At 69.2% G+C, this 19497-nt stretch carries 18 protein-coding genes; 10 read left to right on the top strand and 8 right to left on the bottom strand.

Annotated features, from left to right (window positions below; all coding sequences use genetic code 11):
• Position 1 precedes the first annotated feature (1 nt).
• The 6 genes from ACFULV_RS08585 to ACFULV_RS08560 all read right to left on the bottom strand — a co-directional run bounded on the left by ACFULV_RS08585 (position 2) and on the right by ACFULV_RS08560 (position 5360).
• Positions 2–1531: a polyamine aminopropyltransferase gene (locus ACFULV_RS08585; RefSeq protein ID WP_378654646.1), complete on the bottom strand. Its 1530-nt coding sequence runs from the start codon at positions 1529–1531 to the stop codon at positions 2–4.
• The gene (locus ACFULV_RS08580) at positions 1531–1956 is read right to left on the bottom strand and encodes a DUF350 domain-containing protein (RefSeq protein WP_378654643.1); all 426 of its coding nucleotides are present in this window, start codon (positions 1954–1956) and stop codon (positions 1531–1533) included. The genes ACFULV_RS08585 and ACFULV_RS08580 overlap by 1 nt, the downstream gene beginning before the upstream one ends.
• A 42-nt stretch (positions 1957–1998) precedes the next feature.
• Positions 1999–2436 (bottom strand): DUF4247 domain-containing protein, encoded by a 438-nt coding sequence (locus ACFULV_RS08575; RefSeq protein ID WP_378654641.1) that lies wholly within the window; start codon positions 2434–2436, stop codon positions 1999–2001.
• A gap of 180 nt (positions 2437–2616) precedes the next feature.
• Positions 2617–3198 (bottom strand): class I SAM-dependent methyltransferase, encoded by a 582-nt coding sequence (locus ACFULV_RS08570; RefSeq protein WP_378627633.1) that lies wholly within the window; start codon positions 3196–3198, stop codon positions 2617–2619.
• Between the two features lie 67 nt (positions 3199–3265).
• Positions 3266–3877: an HAD family hydrolase gene (locus ACFULV_RS08565; protein WP_378654638.1), complete on the bottom strand. Its 612-nt coding sequence runs from the start codon at positions 3875–3877 to the stop codon at positions 3266–3268.
• A gap of 328 nt (positions 3878–4205) precedes the next feature.
• Positions 4206–5360 (bottom strand): LLM class flavin-dependent oxidoreductase, encoded by a 1155-nt coding sequence (locus ACFULV_RS08560; RefSeq protein WP_378654635.1) that lies wholly within the window; start codon positions 5358–5360, stop codon positions 4206–4208.
• Positions 5361–5539: 179 nt separating this feature from the next.
• Between ACFULV_RS08560 and ACFULV_RS08555 the strand changes: the two genes are divergently transcribed.
• The gene (locus ACFULV_RS08555) at positions 5540–7039 is read left to right on the top strand and encodes a flavin-containing monooxygenase (protein WP_378654632.1); all 1500 of its coding nucleotides are present in this window, start codon (positions 5540–5542) and stop codon (positions 7037–7039) included.
• A 5-nt stretch (positions 7040–7044) separates the two neighbouring features.
• Here the strand turns inward: ACFULV_RS08555 and ACFULV_RS08550 are convergent, their stop codons facing one another.
• Positions 7045–7554, bottom strand: a complete 510-nt coding sequence (locus tag ACFULV_RS08550) for a hypothetical protein (RefSeq protein WP_378654629.1) — start codon at positions 7552–7554, stop codon at positions 7045–7047.
• 276 nt (positions 7555–7830) lie between these two features.
• On the opposite strand from ACFULV_RS08550, the gene ACFULV_RS08545 reads away from it, so the two are divergent.
• The 8 genes from ACFULV_RS08545 to ACFULV_RS08510 are packed head-to-tail and all read left to right on the top strand — an operon-like array spanning position 7831 to position 17621.
• Positions 7831–9102: a hypothetical protein gene (locus tag ACFULV_RS08545; protein WP_378654627.1), complete on the top strand. Its 1272-nt coding sequence runs from the start codon at positions 7831–7833 to the stop codon at positions 9100–9102.
• Complete coding sequence (locus tag ACFULV_RS08540; RefSeq protein ID WP_378627650.1) at positions 9099–10064, top strand: glutamate ABC transporter substrate-binding protein; 966 nt, start codon at positions 9099–9101, stop codon at positions 10062–10064. The genes ACFULV_RS08545 and ACFULV_RS08540 overlap by 4 nt, the downstream gene beginning before the upstream one ends.
• Complete coding sequence (locus tag ACFULV_RS08535; RefSeq protein WP_378654624.1) at positions 10061–11233, top strand: hypothetical protein; 1173 nt, start codon at positions 10061–10063, stop codon at positions 11231–11233. Before ACFULV_RS08540 ends, ACFULV_RS08535 begins: the two co-directional genes overlap by 4 nt.
• A complete protein-coding gene (locus tag ACFULV_RS08530; protein ID WP_378654621.1) occupies positions 11230–13665 on the top strand; it encodes a tetratricopeptide repeat protein in 2436 nt (811 codons plus the stop codon). The genes ACFULV_RS08535 and ACFULV_RS08530 overlap by 4 nt, the downstream gene beginning before the upstream one ends.
• Complete coding sequence (locus ACFULV_RS08525; RefSeq protein WP_378654619.1) at positions 13662–14672, top strand: PP2C family protein-serine/threonine phosphatase; 1011 nt, start codon at positions 13662–13664, stop codon at positions 14670–14672. The genes ACFULV_RS08530 and ACFULV_RS08525 overlap by 4 nt, the downstream gene beginning before the upstream one ends.
• Positions 14669–15958 carry a VWA domain-containing protein gene (locus ACFULV_RS08520; RefSeq protein WP_378627661.1) on the top strand — a complete coding sequence of 430 codons (1290 nt, stop codon included), beginning with the start codon at positions 14669–14671 and terminating at the stop codon, positions 15956–15958. The genes ACFULV_RS08525 and ACFULV_RS08520 overlap by 4 nt, the downstream gene beginning before the upstream one ends.
• A gap of 1 nt (position 15959) precedes the next feature.
• On the top strand, positions 15960–16733 hold the full coding sequence (locus ACFULV_RS08515) for an FHA domain-containing protein (protein ID WP_378654616.1): 774 nt from the start codon (positions 15960–15962) through the stop codon (positions 16731–16733).
• A 33-nt stretch (positions 16734–16766) separates the two neighbouring features.
• Positions 16767–17621: an SDR family oxidoreductase gene (locus ACFULV_RS08510; protein WP_378627665.1), complete on the top strand. Its 855-nt coding sequence runs from the start codon at positions 16767–16769 to the stop codon at positions 17619–17621.
• On the opposite strand, the gene ACFULV_RS08505 is transcribed toward ACFULV_RS08510, so the two are convergent.
• Positions 17618–18562 (bottom strand): threonine/serine dehydratase, encoded by a 945-nt coding sequence (locus ACFULV_RS08505; RefSeq protein ID WP_378654613.1) that lies wholly within the window; start codon positions 18560–18562, stop codon positions 17618–17620. The genes ACFULV_RS08510 and ACFULV_RS08505 overlap by 4 nt on opposite strands.
• A gap of 204 nt (positions 18563–18766) precedes the next feature.
• On the opposite strand from ACFULV_RS08505, the gene ACFULV_RS08500 reads away from it, so the two are divergent.
• Positions 18767–19477 carry a response regulator transcription factor gene (locus ACFULV_RS08500; protein WP_357369059.1) on the top strand — a complete coding sequence of 237 codons (711 nt, stop codon included), beginning with the start codon at positions 18767–18769 and terminating at the stop codon, positions 19475–19477.
• Positions 19478–19497: the final 20 nt, after the last annotated feature.

Here is a 19497-nt window from a genome sequence, read left to right as displayed (position 1 = left end):
CTCAACGCCATTCTTGGCGTTGCAGATCCAGGATCACCGGCCGCATCAGCGTCGAGACCTCGGGGTCGACCGCTCGGCGGTCCGGTGGGAAGACGGTGGCCGCGGTGAGGGTGGTCTCGTCCAGGGAACGCAGGGGACCGGGGCTGCGCAGGGACGGAGCCGGCGCCGCGCCGGCCGAGGCCAGTACGAAGCCCCAGTCGCCGAAGCTCGGGACGTCCACGTGATACGGGGTGGTGTGCAGGCCCGCGGAGCGCACGGTGGCGTCGATGGTCCAGAAGGAGCGCGGGGCGAAGAAGGGCGAGCCCGATTGGACGACCATGCGGGCGCCGGGGGCCAGCACGTTGGCGGTCATCGCGTAGAACTCCTGCGAGTACAGCTTGGCCACCGAGGTCTGGTCGGGATCGGGCAGGTCGACGATCACCGCGTCGAAAAGCCCTGGGGCACTGCGTAACCAGGTGAAGGCATCGGCGTTGACCACGGTGACCCGTCGGTCGTCGAACGCGCGGCGGTTGAGATCGGTGAGCCGGTCGTCGGTGCGGGCCAGCTCGATCATCGCCGGATCGAGTTCGACCAGGGTCACCTCGGCGATGTCGCGATAGCGCAGGATCTCACGCAGCGCGAGGCCGTCGCCGCCGCCCAGCACCAGCACCGAACGGTGCGGGCCCGCCAGCACCGGATGCACCAGCGCCTCGTGATAGCGGTATTCGTCGACCGAGGAGAACTGGAGTCCGCCGTTGAGATAGAGGCGGGTGTCGGTGGTGGCGAACGGGGAGAACGATTCGGTGAGCACGATCTGCTGATAGGGCGTGCGCGTCTGCCACACGATCGGGTGGGCGAACAGCGCCTGCTGCGCGGTCGCCTCGAAACGGTCGGCGTAGAGGTAACTTCCGGTCAGTCCGCAAGCCACCACGACGGTCGCGGCGATCAGGGTGTGGCGGGCGCCGCGCGTCATCGTGTCGCGAAAGAAGAAGAACGCCAACGCGAGTCCGGCGATCGCGTTCACCACCCCGACCACCAGGCTGCCGCGGATCTGCCCGAACACCGGCAGCAGCAGGAACGGAAACGCCAGGCCACCCAGCAGCGCACCCACGTAGTCGGCCGCGAACAGGTCGGCGACCGCACTGCCGGCCTCCTGCTCGCGGATGTCCTGGAGCAACTCCATCAGCAACGGAATCTCCGCACCGACGAGCATCCCGATCACAGCCGACGCCAGCACCAGCGTGCCGGTATAGATATTGAGCCACGCGTAACTGGCGTACAGGGCAGCCACCGACAGGCCGCCGACGACGGCCAATGCCAGTTCCACGGCCACGAAAGCCGCGGCGGCACGCGACCGGAGCGGTTTCGCCAGCAGCGCGCCGACACCCATCGAACAGACCATCACGCTCAACGTGATCGACGCCTGCGCGGCGGTGTCACCGATCAGATAGCTGCCCAGGGTGACCAGCGACAGCTCGTACACCAAACCGCATGCCGCGCAGACGAACACGGTCGCCAGTAGCGCCGCCCTGGCCAGGCGGTGCCGGGGCATCAGGTCAGGCCCGCGGCCACCACCAGCGCGACCGCGACATGCGCCGACGCCGTGACCCACACCGCCGGATGCGGTTCGGCGTCGGCGACGACGGCCCGGAAGTCACCGGGGGTGAGCGCGTCGAGCAGCACGAACGCCACCGTCATCGCGGCCAGCCCGATCACCCCGTAGATCGCGCTGGACAGCAGCGCCTCGGCGATCTTGCCTTCCGAGGTCCAGATGGCCACGGCCACGATGATCCCGACCCCGAACAGGTTCGAGGCGAGCAGGATCGCGGCGTTGCGGTTGCGTTCGATCCAGATCTGGGCGCGCAGGTCGCCCGGGGTGAGCAGGTCGACGACGCCGAATCCGACGGCCATCAACACGATTCCCACCGCGGAATAGGCGAGCGCGGCGCCCGCGTCCGCCGCCAGGTCGGCGAGCATGAGTGTCCTCCTGTGCTGTGCGGGCGAGATGCCCCGAATGAACTACTTGCCGCCGTTGTCGCTGCCGCCGCCGCGGTAGTCGCCCGCCGCGGAGCCGCTGGTCCAGCCGTAACCGCTGGTGTGGGCGTGATGGCGGCGCGTGCCGTTGGCGTAGCTGTCGACGAGGATCAGGGAGCCACTGGCATGCGGTGACACCGCGACGAGATCGTGGTCGAAGCGCAGATAGTGGTTGTCGCCGGTATTGCGCCGGCCGCGTGGGTCGGTGGCTTTCGCGATCGTGGCGGCCACCGCGGCCGGTGCGGCGGTGGCGAGGAAGGCCAGGCCGTTGTTCGCCTGATCGAGTTGTTGCGCTCGCCGGTACTTCTCCGCGACGAATTCACGTGGATCCTCGTCGCGGGTGACCACCACGACGACGACCACCGCCACGACGACCGCGACCACCGCCACCAGGCTCGCGATGATCCACCTGGTGCGATTCATCGAGCCGACCCCCCCGAACCCGGTGCGCCACCCAACTGTCCGTGTTGCGTTGATGACTGACCCTCCCCATCGAAAAATCCTGCCGGACTGTATCACCGGGTGGGCGGACCTCCCGCATCGATTCGGACAATACGGACCGACGGAGGGGGTCGGGTCAGCCAGCGGTGTCGCGGTGACAGCTCAGCGTGGGCGCTGCCAGCGCAGCGTGTAGCGCCACATCAGGCGGCGGTGGATCTCGGCACCGGGCAGGTGTTCGGCGGCGGCGGAACGGATTTCGGCGAGGGTCTCGCGTGGATCGGCCAGCGCGACATCGGGGCCGCCGCGCGACCGGCGCCGCCACCGATCCAGGCCCCAGATCGCGGGCAGGAGGGGGAGATAGTGGAAGTCGCTGACCGGGTGCATCTTCCAGAGGCCGACCACCGCGAGGGTGCCGCCGGGGGCGACGAGATGGCGCAGGGCGGTGACGCCCTCCCGTACCGGGACATGGTGCAAAGTGGCGACGGCGGTGACCACGTCGAAGGTTTGGTCGAGGTCGCGGAAGTCGGCGTGTTCGAGGTGGACGTTGGGGGCGGCGGGTGCGTTGGCGATGACCCGGTCGTCGATGTCGACGCCGAGCACCGCGTCGCAGCGGGTCGCTAATTTGCGGGCGAGTAACCCGTCACCGCAGCCGATGTCCAATGCCGTGCGGGCAGTGTCGGGCACCTGATCGAGTACCCAGGGGTGGTAGTGCGTGTTGTGGTTCCAGTAGGGGTCGGTCGGCATGACCGGTGAACGCGCCGGGCCGCGGATGGGTTCCGGAACTGGTGTGCGTCACAAGCTGTTTCGAGGACTATCGCCCGGAGGCGTGATCGGACAGCCATTCGCCGAACCGGGTGAGATCGTCCAGGACCACATCGGCGCCCGCGGTCCACAATCCGTCGGCGTCGTAGGGTCCGGTCGTGACGCCGACGGCCACCACGCCCGCCGCCTTGGCGCCGCGCATGTCGCCCGCGTGGTCTCCGACGAAGATGTGGGCCGACTCCTCGCGCAACACATCGGCCTTTCCGGTCGCCCACAGGTCACCGGCGAGGCGATCGACCTGCCAGCCGAGATGATCGACGTGCAGGCGCGCGTGCGGCTCGAATTTCCCGGTGACGACCAGCGTCCGACCGCCGCCCGCCCGCACGGCGGCCAGGGCGTCGTCGGCGCCGGGGAGGGCGCCGATGTGGCCGATGACATCCGGGTACAGCTCGCGGTACCGGGTGACCAGGTGGGGGATCAGATCGTCGGGCGCGCCCGCGTCGCCGAGCAGCGTCGCCAGTGGCGGGCCGAGGTGCTCGGCGAAGTGTGAGCCGACCATCGGGAGATCGAACTCGCGCGCGAGGGTGTCGATCGCCAGGGCGACGCCCGGACGTGAATCGATGAGAGTCATGTCCAGGTCGAAGCCGACGGTGAGAGTCACGCTGTCGAGCCTATCGCCGCGGGCCACCGGCCCTGTCGGTCACTGCCCGACCCGCCCCGAACTGCACTGATTCACGTGGAACCCCGGCTGCACTCGATGCCGAAAACGGTTGGGGGAGTGCGGTGCAGCCAAGCACGGTGTGCGTCATGGCATTTGAGTCCTACCGCCTGGTCACCGGAAAATCCGCAGGTCACACCCTCATCGAAAGATGTTGGGCCAGCGCGCCACCCGGCGAACGGCAGCAAGGGCAAGGGTGCAGAGACTGCCATTCCAAGGGCTCGGCTCGAACCTCGAGGCGCGCCCCTGAACCGGGGTGCGCCCTGAGGCGTCAGCTACTGGCGGCCGCGGTGAACGGCGCGACGGTGGGCACCGACACCGGCCGCGAGGGGTGAGTCCACACACCCTTGCGCTCCAGGATCGGCAGCACGCCCTCACCGAACCAGTACGCCTCCTCCAGATGCGGATACCCGGACAGGATGAAGTGGTCGATCCCGATGGCGGCGTACTCGAGCAGTCGATCGGCCACCTCGGCGTGCGACCCGACCAGCGCCGTGCCCGCGCCCCCGCGCACCAGGCCGACGCCCGCCCACAGATTCGGGGCGATCTCGAGCCCATCGGTGCGCCCGTTGTGCAGACGCGCCATCCGGCGCTGCCCCTCGGAGTCGCTCTTGGCCAGGTTCGCCTGCACCCGTTCGATCTCACCGGGGGAGATGCCGTCGAGGAGCCGGTCGGCCTCGGTCCACGCCTCGGCGGCGGTATCGCGGCTGATCACGTGGATGCGCAGGCCGAAGTCGACGCTGCGGCCCTCGATCGCGGCCAGCCCGCGAATCCAGTCCAGCTTCTTCGCGACCGCGTCCACCGGTTCGCCCCAGGTGAGGTAGGTGTCGGCGTAGCGGGCGGCGATCGGCCCGGCAGGCCCTGACGAACCGCCGAAGAACACCGGCGGAACCGGATCGGGGCGGGCGCTGAGGATCGCGTCCTTGACCCGCAGATGTTCGCCGGTGAAGCTGAACGGCTCGGTCGACGACCACAGTTCGCGCACGATGTGCAAGAACTCGCCGGTGCGCGCGTAGCGCTCGGTCTTGTCCAGGAAGTCGCCGTAGGCCTCCTGCTCGCGCTGCTCGCCACCGGTGACGACATTGAGCAGCAGACGCCCGGCGGAATGCCGCTGGAACGTCGCCGCCATCTGGGCGGCCAGGGTGGGGCTGGTCAGGCCGGGACGCAGCGCGACCAGGAACTTCAGCGTCTCGCTGGTCTGCACGAGCATGGCGGTGGTGAGCCACGCGTCCTCGCACCAGGCGCCGGTCGGGGTCAGTACACCTTCGAAGCCGTTGTCCTCGGCCGCGGCGGTGAGCTGGTTGAGATAGCGCAGCGTCGCGGGGCGGTCACCGGACATGAAGCTGCCGTGTCCGCCCGCCATCAGGCCGCGTGAGTCGCCGTAGGTGGGCAGGAACCAGTGAAACGACAGTCGGTGATCGGTCATCCCTCGATGCTGACCGGTGCGCCCGCCCTCGTCACGGATTCCGATCACCGTGCGCGCAACCCCCGACACGCCGCGGCGCAGCCACACCGAACTAGACGTAACTATGCGAAACACGTAACCTCGTGGAAAGCTCGGGCGACGGTGCTCGGGCCGGCGACCCTACGAAACGAGTTTCCTCAATGACGCGGCATGTCGACGTACTGATCATCGGCGCTGGCCTCTCCGGAATCGGTACGGCCTGTCACCTGACTCGCGAGCAGACCGGACGCACCTACGCGATCCTCGAGCGCCGCGAGAACATCGGTGGTACCTGGGACCTGTTCAAGTACCCCGGCATCCGCTCGGACTCGGACATGCTCACCTTCGGCTTCGGTTTCCGCCCCTGGATCGGCACCAAGGTGCTCGCCGACGGCGCCAGCATCCGGCAGTACGTCGAGGACACCGCCAAGGAATACGGCGTCACCGACCACATCACGTTCGGCCGCAAGGTCGTCACCGCCGATTTCGATCGTGGCACCGCGCTGTGGACCGTGCAGGCCGTGATCGAGGCGACCGGCGAGACCGAGACCTGGACCGCGAACTTCGTCGTCGGCGCCAGCGGCTACTACAACTACGACAAGGGCTACCAGCCCGAATTCCCCGGTCAGGACGACTTCAAGGGTCAGATCGTGCACCCCCAGCACTGGCCCGAGGATCTGGATTACGCGGGTAAGAAGGTCGTCGTCATCGGTTCCGGCGCCACCGCGATCACGCTGATCCCGTCGATGGCCGACACCGCCGCGCACGTCACCATGCTGCAGCGTTCGCCCACCTGGATCCAGGCACTGCCCTCGGACGACCCGGTCGCGATCGGATTCAAGAAGTCGCGCGTGCCCGACGCGATCGCTTACAAGATCGGTCGCGCCCGCAACATCGCCCTGCAGCGCGCCAGCTTCCAGCTCTCGCGCACCAACCCCGAGCTGGCCAAGAAGCTGATGCTGGCTCAGGTGCGCCTGCAGCTCGGCAAGAAGGTGGACCTGCGCCACTTCACCCCCAGCTACAACCCGTGGGATCAGCGCCTGTGCGTGGTGCCCAACGGCGACCTGTTCAAGGTGCTCAAGAGCGGCAAGGCCGACATCGTCACCGACCGCATCGCGAAGTTCACCGAGAAGGGCATCCTGACCGAGTCGGGCCAGGAGCTCGAGGCCGACATCATCGTCACCGCCACCGGCCTGAACGTGCAGATGCTCGGCGGCATCACGCTCACCATCGACGGCACCCCGGTGAAGTTCAACGAGACGGTCGCCTACAAGAGCGTCCTGTACTCCGACATCCCGAACTTCCTGATGATCATCGGCTACACCAACGCCTCCTGGACCCTGAAGGCCGACCTCGCCGCCGCGTACCTGTGCCGCGTGCTCAACATCATGCGCGACCGCGGCTACACCACCTTCGAGGTGCACGCCAACCCTGACGACATCGCCGACGAGTCGCTCATGGGTGGCGCCCTCACCTCGGGCTACATCCAGCGCGGCAACGACGCCATGCCCCGCCAGGGCGCGCGCGGTGCCTGGAAATTGGTCAACAACTACTACCGGGACCGCACCCTGATGCACAAGGCCCCGATCGAGGACGGTGTGCTGCGGTTCAGCAAGACCGGCACCACCGTGCAGCCGGGCGAGGAGCGCATCGGCGCCTAGGTGCGCTACTGACGATGGCGCTCGTCCTTCTCGGCTTGGCGCCGTGCCCCCGCGGCGATACTGGAGGCCTCGAACTTCTTTCGACCGGAGGACTCGCGGGTGGCATCGGTGCGCGCTTTCCCCGCGGAGCGCACCTTGCCGTCACCGGTGCCGATCTCGCTGAACGATGGCGCGTCCTTGCGGGCGCGGGCGAGCCTCTCGGCTTTCAACTTGCGGGCATTGCGCTTCGAGGCCGTGGCCAACTGGCGGCTCACCCTGCTGAGCGCGCTTTCGAAGACTTCCGCTTTGCCCGCGTTGTGGGTGTTCGCCGATTTTCCGGCGCCGCGCGCCCCTTTGGCTTCCACCTTGGCCGCGCCGGCGCGGCGATACAACTTGACGAATTTGTTGCGTGCCCGCCGCACCCGGGTGTGCAGCCGGATCAGGGCCTCTTCGTCGAGGTCGGCCAACTGCGCTTTCTTTGTGCCGCGAATCAGGACGTACTCGTCTTCGGACAAGGAGTTCAGCAATTTCGACATGTCAACTCCGATCTACCCGAGGGTCACCGTAGGAAAAGAGTCTAGTCCTACCCGTTAGCGGTCACTGTCGACGATTTTGTTCCACGAATTCGGGGGATGTCGCGGTCAGGAATCGGCCGCATCGGATACTTGCGTGTCCACACCGTGGCCGTTGGGTCGCGAGGTGGCCCTTCTCGCTGTCTCGTTTCAGCCGATTTCCTTCACCCGGGCGAACTTTCAGCGGCTCCCGTACTATCGCGGTCGAAGACACCGCCCGGGGAGATGAAGGAGGACGGTGTGGGATCTCGCCTACCGGCGACCATCCGTGACGCGGGGACGTGGCTGCGGCGATTCGCCGCGACGACACCAGGTGCGATCGGGGTGGTCCTCGTCGTGACCACGGTGGCCTGTCTGGTTGCCGGATCGACGGCGGGCCAACAGCTCGACGCCAAGATCGTACGCACCGAACAGGTGCTGGAGCGGACCGAGCCGCTGGCTTTCGCCGCGCAGAGCCTGTACGTGTCGCTCTCGGCCGCCGACGCGGGCGCCGCGACGGCGTTCCTGTCCGGCGGCATCGAATCACCGCAGGTACGCGACACCTACGAGCAGGCGCTCGCCGAGGCCGCCGCCGCGCTGGCCGAGGCGACCGCCGGCGCCACCGACGCGCAGACCAGGGCGATCGTCGCCCGCATCGCCGCCGACCTGCCGACCTACACGGGCTTGGTGGAGACCGCGCGCGCCAACAACCGTCAGGGCTTCCCGGTGGGGTCGGCATACCTGCGTCAGGCTTCGGATCTGATGCAGACATCACTTCTGCCCAATGCCGAACAACTCAGCAAGGCACGCTTCGCCGCGGTGCGCGAGGATCAGCAGCGCATCGGCGCGTTGCCGTGGACGAGCATCGTGCTCCTGTTGCTGGTCCTCGTGGTGTGCCTGGCCGGGTCGATCGTGTTGCTGCGCCGGACGAACCGCCTGGTCAACACCGGCATGGCGATGGCGGCGCTGGCCGCCCTGGTGGCGCTGCTGTGGACCGCGGGCGCCACCCTGACCGCCGCGCAATTGCTCGAGGACGGCAGTTCCGGCGCCGGAGCGCGCGTGGAGAACCTGGCGGGGGCCCGCATCCTGGCCCAGCAAGCTCGCACCGACGAAACCCTGGCCCTGATCACCCGTGGCGACATCACCGCCACGGAGAAGGCCTTCCAAACCCACAGCGGCGACCTGCGTGGGCGTCTCACCGCGGCCGGTGGCGGCGACTCCGATGCCGAACGCGCGCTGACGAATTGGAACGCGGGGCACAATGCCCAGCGCACCGCCTACGAGAAGGCCGACTATCCCGGCGCGGTGACCCAGGCGATCGGCACCGGCCCCGACAGCTCGGCCACCAGCTTCGCCCGCCTCGACCAGGAACTGCGCGACGACCTCGCCCAGGCCCGCGACGACCTGCGCGACGGTGTCGCCGCCGCCGGAACATCGTTGACCCTCAGCCCCTTCGGCACCCTGCTCCTGCTGCTGGCCGCGGCCGGCGCGGTGATCTCCGGACTCTGGCCACGACTCAAGGAGTTCTTGTGAGGCGTCCACTGCTGGTCGTGCTCGCCGCGGCCGTCACGCTGGTCGCGGGCTGTGCCGGCGCCCCCGAACCGTCGACCATCGCCGCCACCGCCGTCGCCCCGCCGTTGCCCGGCGCCGAAGCGATCACCTCGGCACCGACGGCCGAGGGCACCGGAACCTGCGATACCGAAGCGACATTGGCACCGACCACCCAGCCGCGACCGGGTGCGATGCCCGCGGGGTCGGCGATGGCCGCCATCATCGCCAACGGCAGGCTGCGGGTCGGGGTCGATCAGAACACTTACATGTTCGGGTTCCGCAACCCGTCGACCGGCAAGCTCGAGGGTTTCGACATCGACCTGGCCAGGGAGATCGCGCGCGATCTGTTCGGTGACCCGGACAAGATCGAACTGCGCTCGGTCACCGCGGCCGACCGGATCCCGCTGTTGCAGGAGAAGAAGGTCGACATGATCGTGCGCACCTTCTCGGCGACCTGCGAACGCCGCCGTGAGGTCGACTTCTCGAGCGTGTACTACCGTGCGGCGCAGCGCATCGCGGCCCCGCACGGCGCGGGCATCACCAACGGCGCCGGGCTCGCGGGCAAGCGGGTCTGCGTCGCGAAGGGCACCACCGCCGCCGCGCCGCTGTTCACGCTGCCGACCCCACCCACCGTGCTCGGCGTGACTAATTGGACCGACTGCCTGGTGGCGCTGCAGCAGGGCACCGTCGACGCGATCAGCGGGGACGAGCCGATCCTGGCGGGGCTGGTCGCCCAGGACCACAACCTCGAGGTCGTCGGCGACCCGATCGGCGCGGGCGCCTACGCGGTGGGGGTGCCGCGCGGCAGCGACGAGCTGGTGCGGTTCGTCAACGGCGTGCTCGACCGCGCCCGTACCGACGGCACCTGGCAGCGGATCTACGCCCAGCACCTGTCGACTCTGGGCCCCTCGCAAGGCCCGCCGGTGCCCCGGTACGTCGGATGAGCTGGCCGATGCTCGGCGTGCTCGAGATCGATCGTGAACTGGCGGGGCGCACAGCGGAATTGGCGACGGTGACCGCGACCCTGCTGGAACTGGACCGCCACCCCGGCCTGGCCCTGGTCCGCCGCTATCCGCCGACAGGGGAGACCGCGCGTCGGTGGGCGCCGGTGGAGAAGGCACTGGGCGAACTCTGGGAGGACCTGGGGCGGGTGCGCGCCATCCTCGGCGAGGCGCAGACGGTGCGTGCCGGTCGCGGCAGGGTCGACGACCGGTCGCGGGGGCGGCTCACCGAACTGCTGCGCGGTCGCCCGCACGAGGTGGCGAGGATCCCGATCCCCTTGGCGCAGCGCGGTCTGACCGGTCCCAGTGAGACCGTCGTGACAGTCGGCATCGCCGATTGCCTGGACCGGATGCGCGCCGCGTTCGCCTTCGTCGCCCCGTTCGCCGACGAGGTCGCGGCCGTCGATGAACAGGTGCTCGGTGCACTCGCCCCGCTGCAACAGCGCGTCGAGCAAGCTCGTGGCGCGCTGGACGCGGCCACCGAACCACTGTCGACGCTCTTGCGTCGCGCGGGCACCGATCCGCTCGGTTTCGGGCCGGGCGAGATCGACACCGCCCTCGCGTCGCTCACGGCGCTGATCGACACCGAATCCGCCCGCCACAGCGGCTATCTCGCCGTTGCCGCCGATCTGCCCGGCGCTGTCGCCGCCCTGCGCGCACAGCTGGCCGACCTCGGCGAACGGCAAGATCGCGCCGACGACACTGTCACCCAGGCTCAGCACAAGGTCGCGACCGGCGAGCTACCCGACGGCGGCGAACCGGCCACGAGACTGCGCACCGAACTCGACACTCTCGGCGGTACACCCGATCGGCCGACAGTGGAACATCTGCTCGCGCTGCGCGTGCGGGCAGGCGACGCTGCCGAAAAGGCCACACGGCGTGAGGAATTGGCGCGTGGTCTGCTCGATCGGCGCGCCGAACTGCGCGGCAGACTCACCGCTTACCGCGCCAAGGCCTCGCGGCTCGGGGTGAGCGAGGACCGGGATGTGCTCGCCGCCGACCGGATCGCGGCCGGTCTGCTCACCCGCACACCGTGCGATCTGGCCGCGGTCACCCGGGCCGTCGCGGACTATCGTTCGATCATCGGGGAGAAAGCGGGGCGGACAGCATGAGGTGTAGTGAACCGGGGTGCGACGGCGCGATCGAGGACGGCTACTGCGCACTGTGCGGTACCGCGCCCGTCGCGAGCGCTCCACCGGTACCGCAGGCAGGCCACGCGGGCAACGGCCGATCGGGACGCACGACAGCGCAGCCGCGCAGTGCGAAACCGCAGCCGCCACCGATACCCGTGCCGGTTCCCGGCGGCTGTGGCGAACCCGAGTGCGACGGCACGATCGCCGACGGCTACTGCGACACCTGCGGTACCGCGCCGGCCACGGTGAGGGGGCCGATGCACAGCCCGTCCGCGTCGACGGTCAGCGCGAGCGGGCGCACCTCGAGTCGCTCGGTCCGAACCCGGTCGGGCTCGGCGCGTTCGGCCGCGCGCGGCAGGCTCGGCGCCGGGCTCGTCGAAGTGCCGCCGGTCCCCCGCGTGGACCCGGCCACGGCAGTGCTCACCGACCCCCAGGTGCCCGAATCCGACCGCTTCTGCGGCAAGTGTGACAAGCCTGTCGGTCGCGGCCAGGCCGGTGTTCCCGGCCGTACCTCCGGGTTCTGCCCGCACTGCGGCACCCGCTACTCGTTCGTGCCCCGGCTGCGGGCAGGCGATCTCGTCGGCGGCCAGTACGAAGTGGCGGGGGCGCTGGCCCACGGTGGTCTCGGCTGGATCTATCTGGCCACCGACCGCGCCGTCAACAAACGCTGGGTGGTCCTCAAAGGCCTCATCGACACCGGCGACGCCGACGCCCTGGCCGCCGCCCTGGCCGAACGGCGTTTCCTCGCCGAGGTCGACCACCCCAACATCGTCAAGATCCACAACTTCACCGAACACGCCGACGCCGACGGCGAACCCGTCGGCTACATCGTCATGGCCTATGTCGGCGGTACCTCGCTCAAGCAGATTTTGCGCGCCCACCGCGCCGAAACCCAGCGCTACCTGCCGCCCGCGCAGGCGATCGCCTACGTGCTGGAAATGCTGCCCGCGCTCGGTTATCTGCACGCTCGCGGCTGGGCCTACTGCGATTTCAAACCCGACAACGTGATGCAGACCGAGGAACGCCTCGAACTGATCGACCTCGGTGCGGTCATCGCGATGGACGACCGCACCAGCCCCATCTACGGCACCCTCGGCTACCAGGCGCCCGAGATCGCCGAAACCGGGCCGACCGTGGCCACCGAGATCTACACCGCGGGCCGCACACTGGCTGTGCTGATGATGCGAGTGCCCTCCGTCGACGGCAAGCTCGGCCCGATCCCCGGTCCCGAGAGCGAACCGCTACTGGTCGAGCACGATTCGCTGTACCGATTCCTGCGGCGGTCCACCGACCCCGACCCACTGGCGCGTTTCGCTTCGACGAGCGAAATGGCCGACCAGCTCACCGGTGTGCTGCGGGAGGTGCTGGCGACCGGCGACGGCATTCCACGTCCCGGCATGTCGAGCCAGTTCGGTCCCGCCCGTGCCGTCTTCGGCATCGACAGCGTCACACCCGAACCGGGCGCCCTCATCGCCGGCCTGCCCGCCCCGCTGGTCGACCCCGGCGACAGTGGTGCCGCCCTGCTGGCGACCACCGATGCCGCGACCCCGGCCGAACTCGAGCGGGCACTCACCGCCGGATTGCGCGCGGTGGTGACCGGATCGGGCGAGTCGGTCGAGATCCCGCTGCGACTGGTGCGCGCCGAGCTCGAAGCGGGTGACGCGGCTGCGGCGCTGACCCGCCTGGCCGCCTTGGACGCCGAGCTCGAATTCGACTGGCGGCCCGTCTGGTATCGAGCCCAGGCCGCCCTGCTCACCGGCGACTATGCCGATGCGGCCGCGGATTTCGAGTCGGTCTACGCGGCACTGCCCGGTGAACCCGCTCCCAAACTCGCGCTGGCGGCCGCACTGGAGCTCGGTGCCGCCGCCCGCGGCGAGCAGCCCGACACCGCAACCTTCGAGCTCGGCCGCGCGCTGGCGCTCTACGAAATGGTCTGGCGCACCGACCACACCTACCTGTCCGCCGCCTTCGGCGCCGCGCGACTGCGCCGCGCCGGCGGTGACCGCACGGGCGCGGTGGCGGTCCTCGATCAGGTCGACCGCACCTCCTCGATGTTCACCGAGGCTCGGGTCTCCGCCGTCGAAACGCTGCTGACGCACCGGGATCCGGCCGACCTCGACGAGGATCTGCTCCGCCGGACCGGCGAGCGGGTCGACCACTTGCGCCTCGACTCGCGCAAACGCACCGCACAGGTGCGGATGTTCGTCCTCGAGGCGGCACTGAACTGGATCCGGTCGGGACAGCTGCCGAGTACACCAGGCAAGCTGTTGGACGTGGAATTCACCGAGCAGGGCGTGCGGACGGGATTGGAACGATGCTTGCGGACACTGGCGCGCGAGGCCGACGACATGTGGACCCGATTCGTCCTGGTGGACCAGGCGAACTCGGTGCGCCCCAGGACCACCCTGTGACGGCGCCGGGCTGTGCCGACTGCGTGGGCTCGGCGCGGGCGGGGTACCGCTTCTGCGAAGGCTGCGGTCGCGAACTCGGCGTGCGCAAAGTCGCACTGCCCGTGCATGATCCGGTCGCGGTGCCGCAGTGCTCGACCTGCGGTGAACGCCGCTACGAGGGCGGCTACTGCGTCAAGTGCGGCAGCCCCAAGCCGGTCCCCGACCGTTTCGAGGAAGACCTCGGCGCGGTGTATGTCCTCACCGACCGCGGAATCAGCCACTCCCGCAACGAAGACGCGGTCGCGGCCGCGGTACGCGAGGGCGACGGCATCCGGGTGATCGTGGTCAGCGACGGCGTCTCCACTTCCCAGGATCCGCAAGCGGCCTCCGGCAATGCCGCCCGCACCGGTGTCGATGCCGCTCTGGCCGCCCTGGCCGAGGGCAGGGCCGACTCCGATGCCGCGATGGCGGGCCTGGCGGCGGCGACCGCCGCGGTGCGCGGCATGTCACGCACTCCCGAGTACGCGCCGTCGTGCACCTACGTGTCCGCGATCGTGCGCGAGACGAGCCTGGGCACCGACATCACCGTCGCCAATGTCGGTGACAGCAGGGCATTCTGGCTGGCGGCGGGCGATCCGACCGCGTCGCGCCGGCTCAGCGTCGACGATTCCTGGGCCCAGGCTCTCGTCGACGCGGGCGCCCTCGACGAGACCGCGGCGATGAACGACCCGCGCGCCCACACCCTGCTGCGCTGGCTCGGCGCCGACGGTGGCGAAGCGCCGTGGTCGGCGAACTGCCTGCAACGCATGCTCGCCACCGAACCCGGCACGCTGCTGCTGTGCAGCGACGGCCTGTGGAACTACCTGCCCGAGGCGGTCGCGCTCGCCGGCTTCACCGTCGAGACCTCGCCGCAGGCCGCCGCTCGCGCGCTCGCCGACTTCGCCCTCAACAGCGGGGGCAGTGACAACATCACGGTCGCCCTGGCTCCGGTGCCCGTTGCCGTATCGCCCGAACCAGGAGTGTCATGAGTTCCCCTGAGACAGCCGGTATCTCGATCGCCGTCGACCAGAACGAATTCCTCGCCGAAGGCGCGAGCGTGGTGGACGCGGTGCTGACGGTGACCACCGGTCCCGAACTCGCCGCCGTCGCGACACCGCCGCCGCGGCTCGAGATCCTGATCATCGACTGCTCCGGGTCGATGGGCAACAAGCGCAAATTCGAGAACGCGCGCAACGCCACCCGCACCGCGCTCGACGAGATCCCCGACGGCACCGCGTTCGCCATCATCGAGGGCACCGAGTCGGCGCGGATGATCTACCCGAGCGACAACACCCTGTCCGCCCCCGCCGACCGCGCACACCGCGCCTCGGCCCGGCGGGCCCTGGATCGGTTGCGGCCCGACGGCGGCACTGCGATGGGTTCGTGGCTGGCGCTGGCCCGCGAGGTCGCCGCCGCGCACCCCGGCGCGCAGGCGCACGCGATTCTGCTCACCGACGGCAAGAACGAACACGAGACCCCCCAGGAGCTCGCGACCGAACTCGACCGCGCCGAAGGGCTTTTCGTCTGCGACTGCCGTGGTGTCGGCGACGACTGGGTCGCCGAGGAGCTGCGCAAGATCGCCTCGAAACTGTCCGGTGACGCGAACATCGTCGCCGATCCGAAGGATCTGGCCCGTGATTTCGCCGCGATGATGCGATCCTCGGCCGCGCGCGTGATCCCGGAACTGACGCTGAAGGTATGGACTCCGGCTGGTGCGCGGGTGCGGATGGTCAAACAGGTCTCGCCGGTGCTCGAGGATCTGACCGGGCGCCGGACCGACGTGGGCGCGCAGGTGGGGGACTACCCACTGTCGTCGTGGGCCGCCGAGGAACGCGAATATCACGTGCAGATCGAACTGGAACCGGCCGCGCCGGGCCGGGAGAAGCTGGCCGCGCGGCTGAGTGTGCTGGCCGGTGACGAGGTTCTGGGCCAGGGCCTGGTGCGCGCGGTCTGGACCACCGATTCGACCCTGTCGACCCGCATCAGTACCCGCGTGGCCCACTACACCGGCCAGGTCGAACTGGCCCAGGCCGTTCAGGAAGGTCTGGCGGCGCGCCGCAACGGCGATGTCACCACCGCGACCGCGAAGCTGCGGCGCGCGGTGGAACTGGCCGCCGCCTCCGGCCACGAGTCCACCGCCAAACTGCTGCGCGGTGTGGTCGAGGTCGAGCACGACGGCACCGTGAAGCTGCGCGGCCAGGTCGCCGCGGCCGACGAACTCGCCCTCGACATCCGCTCCACCAAGACCGCCCGGGTGCGGCCGGAGGGCGGCTGACATGCCGATGTGCGCGGACGGACACCAGTCGCGGTCGACGGACTACTGCGATGTGTGCGGATCGGCTCTGGGCGCGGCACCCGCGCCCGACCCGGCGGCTCTGCGCCTGTGCCCGAACTGCCACGCGCCGACCAGCGGACGCTTCTGTGAAGGATGCGGCCACGACAGCGCCCTGCCGCCGCCGGCCGTGAGGTCGCCGCGTCCCGGTGACCTGCCGGACTCGGCCGACCGCGCCCGGGCCGACTTCGGCGATCCCTCGGCCGGGGGGCGGCTCGAATCGTCACGTGCGGGTGCGCATCCCGATCATCGGAGCGGGTTCGACCCCACCATGATCGCTACCGGCGCGCCGCCCGAGTCCGGCCGATCCAGGGTGTGGGTCGCGCGGATCTTCGCCGACCGCGAGTTCTACGCGCGCGTCCAAGCCCGCAAGGGACCCGATGCCGAACGTGTCGAATTCCCGGATTTCTACCCCGAACGTCGAATCATCCTGCGTGGCAGCCAGTTCCTGATCGGAAAACGATCGGCCTCGCAAGGGATCGTGCCCGAGATCGACCTCGGCATCGCCCCGGCGGATATCGGCGTCTCCCGCGCGCATGCGATGATCCAGGTCGATCAGAGCGGCGCGCTCACCATCACCGACCTCGGTTCCACCAACGGAACCAGCTTGGACGGCGCCGAATCACCGATCACACCGCAGCAGGCGGTCGCACTGCGCGAAGGCAGCCGGATCCATGTCGGCGGCTGGACCACCATCGCGATCACCGCGGAACCGTAGACGCATCTGTTCACCAAACGTAGGGTCGGGGTCATGACGAAGTTCGACGGGAAGACCTGCCTGATCACCGGTGCCGCCAGCGGCCTCGGCCGCGCCACGGCGTTCGCGGCCGCCGCGAAGGGGGCCTCGCTCGTCCTCACCGACATCACGGCCGACGCGCTCACCACCACCGCCGAGGAACTGCGCGCGGCCGGGGCGACGGTGCATCTCGCGCACGCGGCCGACGTGAGCGACCATTCCGCGGTCGTCGGTCTCGCCGCCCATACCTTCGAGGCCGTGAGCCATGTCGACATCGTCATGAACGTCGCGGGCATCGCCACCTGGGGCACGGTCGACAAGCTCACGCCCCAGCAGTGGCGCCGCACCGTCGACATCAACCTGATGGGCCCCATCCACATCATCGAGGAGTTCGTGCGCCCGATGATCACCGCCGGTCGCGGCGGTCACCTGGTGAACGTGTCCTCGGCGGCGGGCATCTTCGGTCTACCGTGGCACGCGCCCTACAGCGCCACCAAGTTCGGCCTGCGCGGTGTCTCGGAGGTGCTGCGGTTCGACCTGCGCCGCCACAAGATCGGCGTCAGCCTGGTCTGCCCCGGCGCGATGGCCACCCCAATGGTCGACAGCGTCGACATCGCGGGCGTCGACCGCGACAACGCGGCGCTGAACAAGGCGATCAGGCTGTTCATGCGCCACGCCGTCACCCCGGAGCAGGCGGCCACGTCGGTGATCAAGGGTGTCGAGCGCAACCGCTACTGGGTCTACACCTCCCGCGACATCCAGTTGGCCCACTGGGGTCAGCGGTACTTCCCTTACGGCTACACCTTGGCCATGCGCGGCCTGAACTCCGCGATGACCAACTACGTCGACAAGAACGCCCTGGTCCGCTAGACGAGGTCGCTGGGGTCGGTATTGGCCCCACACAGGATCACGCACACCCGTTCGCCGGGTTCGGGCCGATAGACCGGGCCCGAACCGGTGTCGAGCAGCGCCGCCATCGCGGTGGCCGCGCCGTTCTCCACGACGATGCGATGGGAATCCCACAGCTGCTGCCTGGCCGCGCGGATCGCCTCGTCGGGCACCAACACCGACCGCACACTCGGATGCTGGGCGGCGGCCAGGGCCATCGCCGACACATTCGGGGCGCCGAGGGAATCCGCGGCGATCGAGTCGACGGTGACATCCACCGGGTGACCGGCTTCGAGCGCGGCATTCAGCGATCGACAGCCCTGTGGTTCGACGGCCACCGTGCGAATCCCGAAATGCTGTGCTGCGACCGCTGTTCCGGTGAACAACCCGCCACCACCGACAGCGACGAGCACCGTATCCAGGTCAGGGATCCGCGCCTGGATCTCGCGCATCAGTGTGCCCGCACCCGCCGCGACGAGCGGATGGTCGTAGGCGTGGGCGGCCAGCGCACCGCTGGTCTCGGCGAACTCCCGGCACGCAGCCAGCGCCTGCTTGTACTCCGGACCGATCAGTCGAACCTCGGCGCCGTAGTCACGAAGTCGACCAATTTTGACCGGGGGAGCGGTCTCGGGCAGAAACACCGTCGCGGGCACCCCTGCCTCGCGCGCCGCCCACGCACACGCCAGCCCGGCATTGCCACCTGAGGCGATCGTCACACCCGCGTCCGGCAACGTTCCCGCGGCGGCATGCGCACGGACGAAGTTCTGCGCCCCGCGCGCCTTGAAAGTGCCGGTGAACTGCAAGAACTCCAGCGCGAACCACAGCGGGTCGGGCCCTGGTCCGGCAGGTGCGACGGTGAGTGGGCGAACCAGCCCGTCGATCCGCGCCGCGGCGGCTTCGATGTCAGCAAAAGTCGGGGTCACGCCCACGACTATGCCATCGGAGCGGCACCGCTGAACCGCCGATCGACCGGGCGAATTGTTACGACGGGTTTACGCCGGGGGCAGTCTGGGTACATAACAGATCGGTAACAAGCTCGAAGGCGGGTAGTCGTGTCGGTCTGGGGACGCGAAACCCCCCAGTGCACCGGCGCACGCCCGGCGTGTCAGCAAAGGATGTGCACACACATGAGCGCGAACCTGATGATCGTGGACGACGATGTCCAGATGCGCGGCGACCTGCGTCGCGCGATGGAAGACGAAGGGTATGCCGTAGCCGAGGCAGGCGTCCCTTCCGACGCCCTCGATCGGCTGCGGAACGACGGGCCACCCGATCTGATGATCGTCGACCTGATGCGCGGCGAAGCCGACGGCTTCGACTGCATCCGGGAGATCCGTCGTGACCACGACGTGCCGATCATCGTGATCAGCACCCGGTACGACACCCACGACGTGGTCGCGGCCCTGGAGGCGGGGGCCGACGACTTCGTGAGCAAGCCGTTCGAAATCAAGGAGATCACCGCCAGGATGCGCGCGCTCCGCCGCCGCGCCCGCATCACCGCCGATCGCGACACGACCCCCGAGGCCGTGCTCGACGCCGATCCGCACGCGCCACTGGTGCTGGCGGCCGACGCGGGCGCGGTGCGCCGCGGCGCCGAGGAGATCCACCTCACGGTCACCGAATTCCGGTTGCTGTGTGAACTGGCGGAGACCCCCGGTCGCGTGCTGAGTCGATCCGTACTGCTCGAAAGAGTGTGGGATCAGGGCTTTTTCGGTGACGAGCGCATCGTCGACGTCCACGTGCGGCGCCTGCGTACCAAGATCGAACGCGACCCGTCCGACCCGCGCATCGTGGTTACCGTGCGCGGTCTCGGGTATCGCCTCGACGTGCAGTCGTAGTAAACGATTCGTCATACAAC

The organism is Nocardia sp. NPDC057272, from assembly GCF_042668615.1.
Classification (GTDB): domain Bacteria; phylum Actinomycetota; class Actinomycetes; order Mycobacteriales; family Mycobacteriaceae; genus Nocardia.
Note: the sequence above shows the minus strand (reverse complement) of the source record. Positions and strands in the feature narration are given on the sequence as shown.